We start from the raw sequence: 4,108 nt of genomic DNA on the forward strand, positions 1-4,108 counted from the left end.
CCGGCCCCGGCTGCCCGGCCCTGGCTGCCCGGCCCTGAGGCAGAACGCACCGCGGCCCCGCTCTCTCGAGCGGGGCCGCGGTGCGTTCTGCTGCGTCCTGGTGCGGGGCGGACCGGCTACGGCGGGGCCGGGCAGCCGGGGCCGGACAGTCCGGGCCGGACAGCCGGGGCGGGTCAGCCCGCCGCGGGCGGTTCGACCCGGCCGCCGAGGTGCTCGGCGAGGAACGCCTCGGCCCGGGCGTACATCCGCTCCCGGTTCTGCGGCTTGGCGAGCCCGTGGCCCTCGTCCTCGAAGAGCAGGTACTCGTGCGGCAGGCCCTTCGCCGTGAGGGCGGCGACGATCTGCTCGGCCTCGGCCTGCTTGACCCGGGGGTCGTTCGCGCCCTGGACGACGAGCAGCGGGATCCGGATCTTGTCGACCGCCGACAGCGGCGAGCGCTCCTCGAGCAGCGCCGCCTCGGTCTCGGGGTTGCCGACCCGGCGGTACATCATCGAGATGAGCGGGCGCCAGTACTCCGGGACCGACGCGAGGAGCGTCGCGAGGTTCGACGGGCCGACGATGTCGACGCCGCAGCGGTAGAGGTCGGGCGTGAACGCTGCCCCCGCGAGCACCGCGTAGCCGCCGTACGAGCCGCCGTAGATCCCGACCCGGTCGGGGTCGACCCAGCCCTGCGCCACGACGTGCGCGACGGCGTCCGTGAGGTCGTCCTGCATCGCGGCGCCCCACTGCTTGTCGCCGGCGTTGAGGAACGCCTTGCCGTACCCGGTCGAGGCGCGGAAGTTCACCTGCACGCAGACGTAGCCGCGGTTCGCGAGCCACTGCGCCTCGGGGTCGAAGCCCCACGTGTCCCGGGCCCACGGGCCGCCGTGCACGTTGAGGACGGCGGGCAGCCCGCTGCGCTCGACACCTGTGGGGAACGTCAGGTACCCGTGCACGGTGAGACCGTCCCGCGCCGTGAAGGAGAACGGCTCCATGACGGCGAGCGGGCGGCCGACGAGCTCGGCCCGGTGCGGGAAGAGGTGCCGCGCCTGCTGCGTCGTCCGGTCGTAGACGAAGAAGTTCACCGGCCCGTCGCTCGGCGAGACCGCGACGGTCCACCAGCGGTCCGAGCGCTCCCGGCGCCCGACCGAGATCTCGCCGTCGCCGATGCCGGGCAGCGCGCGCAGGGCGTGGACGGCGTCCAGGTCGGCCTGCAGCGAGGGGTCGAGGAGGACGACCTCCTGCCGCTCGCGCAGGTACTCGACCGCCTGCACCTCGAGCGTCTCGGGGTTCTGCCAGGCGCCGGCGACGTCGTACCGGTCGTCCGCCCCGAGCAGCGCGACCTCGCCGGTCGCGAGGTCGTGCCGCTGGAGCCGGGTCGCGTTCGCGTCGATGCTCGACATGAGCAGCAGCGCGCCCGGGCCGCCGGTCTCGTCGCGGGTGAAGCCGAGGACGTCGGTCGAGGCGGCGTCGTCCGGCGGCACCTCGAGCCAGAGCTCGTAGGACGCCGGGTCGGACGCCTCCGGGTCGGGCCCGGCGTCCGCGCTCGCCGGCAGGCTGCGCCGCAGGTGGATCTGCGCACCGCCGTCGGCGTCCATGGTCAGCGCGCCGCGCAGCCGCATGTCGCTGTCGACGAGCCAGTCGACGAAGCCCGGGTTCTCGGCGACGAGCGTGAGCCCGCCGGTCGCGAGGTCGAGCGCGTGGACGTCGTGGAGCTGCGGGTCGCGCGCGTTGAGCGCGAGCAGGACGGTGCCGCGGTGCCAGCGGTTGTGCCCGATGATCCGGGCCTGCACGCCCTCGCCGGGCGTGGCGAGGGTCGCCTCGCCGGTCTCCAGGTCGAGCACGTAGAGCCGCCAGGACTCGTCGCCCGCCGTGTCCTGGAGGTAGACGAGGTGGCGGTCGTCGTGGCAGAAGGCGTAGGTGCGGACGCCGCGGTCGCGGTCGTGCGTCACGGCCCGCGCGGGGCTCGACCCGTCGAGCGGGCCGACCCAGACGTTGAGCACGCCGTCCTCGGGGGCGACCCAGCCGAGCCGGGTGCCGTCCGGGGAGATCGCCGTCGCCATGTGGTCCGGGTTGCCGAAGAGGACCGACCGGGGGATGAGGTCAGGAAGGGTCACCGCCCGAGCCTACGGTCCGGGCAGGATGGTGGGCATGACGTCGCCGCTCCTCGTGCTCCGCACGCCGGACGGCGTCGCGCCGCTCGACGACGTCGCGCTCGGTCCTGCGCTGCTCGCCCGGGCGCAGGCCGACCCGGTCGGCCCGGCGGTGCTCCGGCTCGCGCGGCCCCGGCCGACGCTCGCCTTCAGCCGGCTCGACACCCTCGCGCCCGGCTGGCCGGCGGCTCTCGCCGCGGCGCGCGCGCACGGCTTCGAGCCCGTCGTCCGGCAGCGCGGCGGGCGCGCGGCGGCCTACCACGAGGGCTGCCTGCTGCTCGACCTCGTGAGCGCCGACCTCGACCCGCGGACCGGGATCCGGCCCCGGTACGAGCGCGGTGCGGCGATCCTCACGGGGGCGCTGCGGGACCTCGGCGTCGACGCCCGGGTCGGGGCGGTGCCGGGCGAGTACTGCCCCGGCGACCACAGCGTCAACGCGTCGGGTCGGGTCAAGCTCGCGGGGACGGCGCAGCGCGTCGTCCGGGGGGCGTGGCTGTTCAGCAGCCTCGTCGTCGTCCGCGACGCGGACCGGCTCCGGACCGTGCTCGACGAGGTGCACGCCGCGCTCGGCCTGGCCTGGGACCCGGCGTCCGTCGGGTCGGTCGAGTCGGTGCTGCACCTCGACGTCGCGGGTGCCCGGCCGTCCGGGGTGCCGACCGAGGTCGTCGAGCGGGCCGTCCTGGACCACCACGCCCGGGCCGGGTACGACGTCCGGCCCCTGCCGTGGGACCCGGCGCTCCTCGTCGAGGCACGGCTGCAGCACGACCGGCACGTCGCGGGCTGATCCACGTCCCCGGTGTGCCACCCTCCGAAGGATCAGCACGACCCGGGGGGCCGGGCCCTCCGAGTTACTAGCGCGTCTGACCCACCAACTGGGTCATACGCGCTAGTAACTCGGGTGGGCGATGGTCGGGGAGAGNGAGAGGGGGGGGTATGTCGAGCACCGTCATCGAGGCGGCGGGGGTGCACAAGGTCTACCGGCGCCGGCGCAAGCCGCCCGAGCGGGCCCTCGACGGGCTCGACCTCGTCGTCCGGGAGGGCGGTGTCCACGGCTTCCTCGGGCCGAACGGCTCCGGCAAGACGACGACGATCCGGATGCTCCTGGGGCTCGTCGCGGCCGACGAGGGGTCGCTGCGGCTGCTCGGGCGGCCGGTCCCGCAGGCGCTGCCGCAGGTCGTCGGCGCGGTCGGCGCGCTCGTCGAGACCCCGTTGTTCTTCCCGACGTTCTCCGGCCGGCTCAACCTGCGCCTGCTCGCCGAGACCGCGGGCGTGCCCCGGGCCCGGGTCGAGGAGGTGCTCGAGACCGTCGACCTCACCGCGCGTGCCGACGACCGCTTCAAGGGCTACTCGCTCGGCATGAAGCAGCGGCTCGGCATCGCTGCCGCACTGCTCAAGCGGCCGCGCCTGCTCATCCTCGACGAGCCGAGCAACGGGCTCGACCCCGCGGGCATCCGCGACGTCCGCGAGCTGATCCGGCGCCTCGGCAACGACGGCCGGACGACGGTCTTCCTCTCCTCGCACCTGCTGTCGGAGGTGCAGGCGGTCTGCGACGACGTGACGATCCTGGCCCGCGGCCGCTGCGTCGCCTCGGGCACCGTGCGAGAGGTGCTCCAGGGCCGCTCCTCGGACGACGTCCGCGTGCAGGTCGCGGACCCGGCAGGCGCGAAGGCGGTGCTCGAGCAGGCGGGCTGGACGGTCACGCCGCACGTGCCGGACGGCGCGACGACGCCGGACGCGTGGCGGGTGCACGGCGTCCCCGACCCGGCGGCGGTGACCCGGGCGCTCGCCGAGCGCGGGTTCTTCGTCAGCGAGCTGAGCCGGATCAGCGCCGACCTGGAGACGGCGTTCCTCGAGCTGACGCAGGAGCAGCAGCGATGAGCGGCTACGGGCCGGACGGGACGGAGCCGGGGCCGGCGCCCGGGCAGACCAGCGCGCCGGGCTGCAGGTAGTCGGCGAGCGCGAAGGGCTGCTTGGGG

At 75.3% G+C, this 4,108-nt stretch carries 3 protein-coding genes; 2 read left to right on the forward strand and 1 reads right to left on the reverse strand.

Annotated features, from left to right (window positions below):
• Positions 1–173: 173 nt before the first annotated feature.
• A complete protein-coding gene (locus EDJALFJO_RS00060; RefSeq protein WP_198949857.1) occupies positions 174–2,096 on the reverse strand; it encodes a S9 family peptidase in 1,923 nt (640 codons plus the stop codon).
• Positions 2,097–2,130: 34 nt separating this feature from the next.
• Between EDJALFJO_RS00060 and EDJALFJO_RS00065 the strand changes: the two genes are divergently transcribed.
• Complete coding sequence (locus EDJALFJO_RS00065) at positions 2,131–2,916, forward strand: lipoate--protein ligase family protein (RefSeq protein ID WP_088280968.1); 786 nt, start codon at positions 2,131–2,133, stop codon at positions 2,914–2,916.
• Between the two features lie 149 nt (positions 2,917–3,065).
• Entirely contained in the window at positions 3,066–4,010 is a 945-nt protein-coding gene (locus tag EDJALFJO_RS00070; protein WP_088280970.1) for an ABC transporter ATP-binding protein, read from the forward strand.
• Positions 4,011–4,108: the final 98 nt, after the last annotated feature.

Source organism: Kineosporia sp. A_224 (genome assembly GCF_002198655.1).
Lineage (GTDB): Bacteria > Actinomycetota > Actinomycetes > Actinomycetales > Kineosporiaceae > R-H-3.

Coding starts and splice junctions, on each gene's coding strand:
- EDJALFJO_RS00065 (WP_088280968.1), top strand. CDS start 2,131: ATGACGTCGCCGCTCCTCGTGCTCCGCACGCCGGACGGCGTCGCGCCG.
- EDJALFJO_RS00070 (WP_088280970.1), top strand. CDS start 3,066: ATGTCGAGCACCGTCATCGAGGCGGCGGGGGTGCACAAGGTCTACCGG.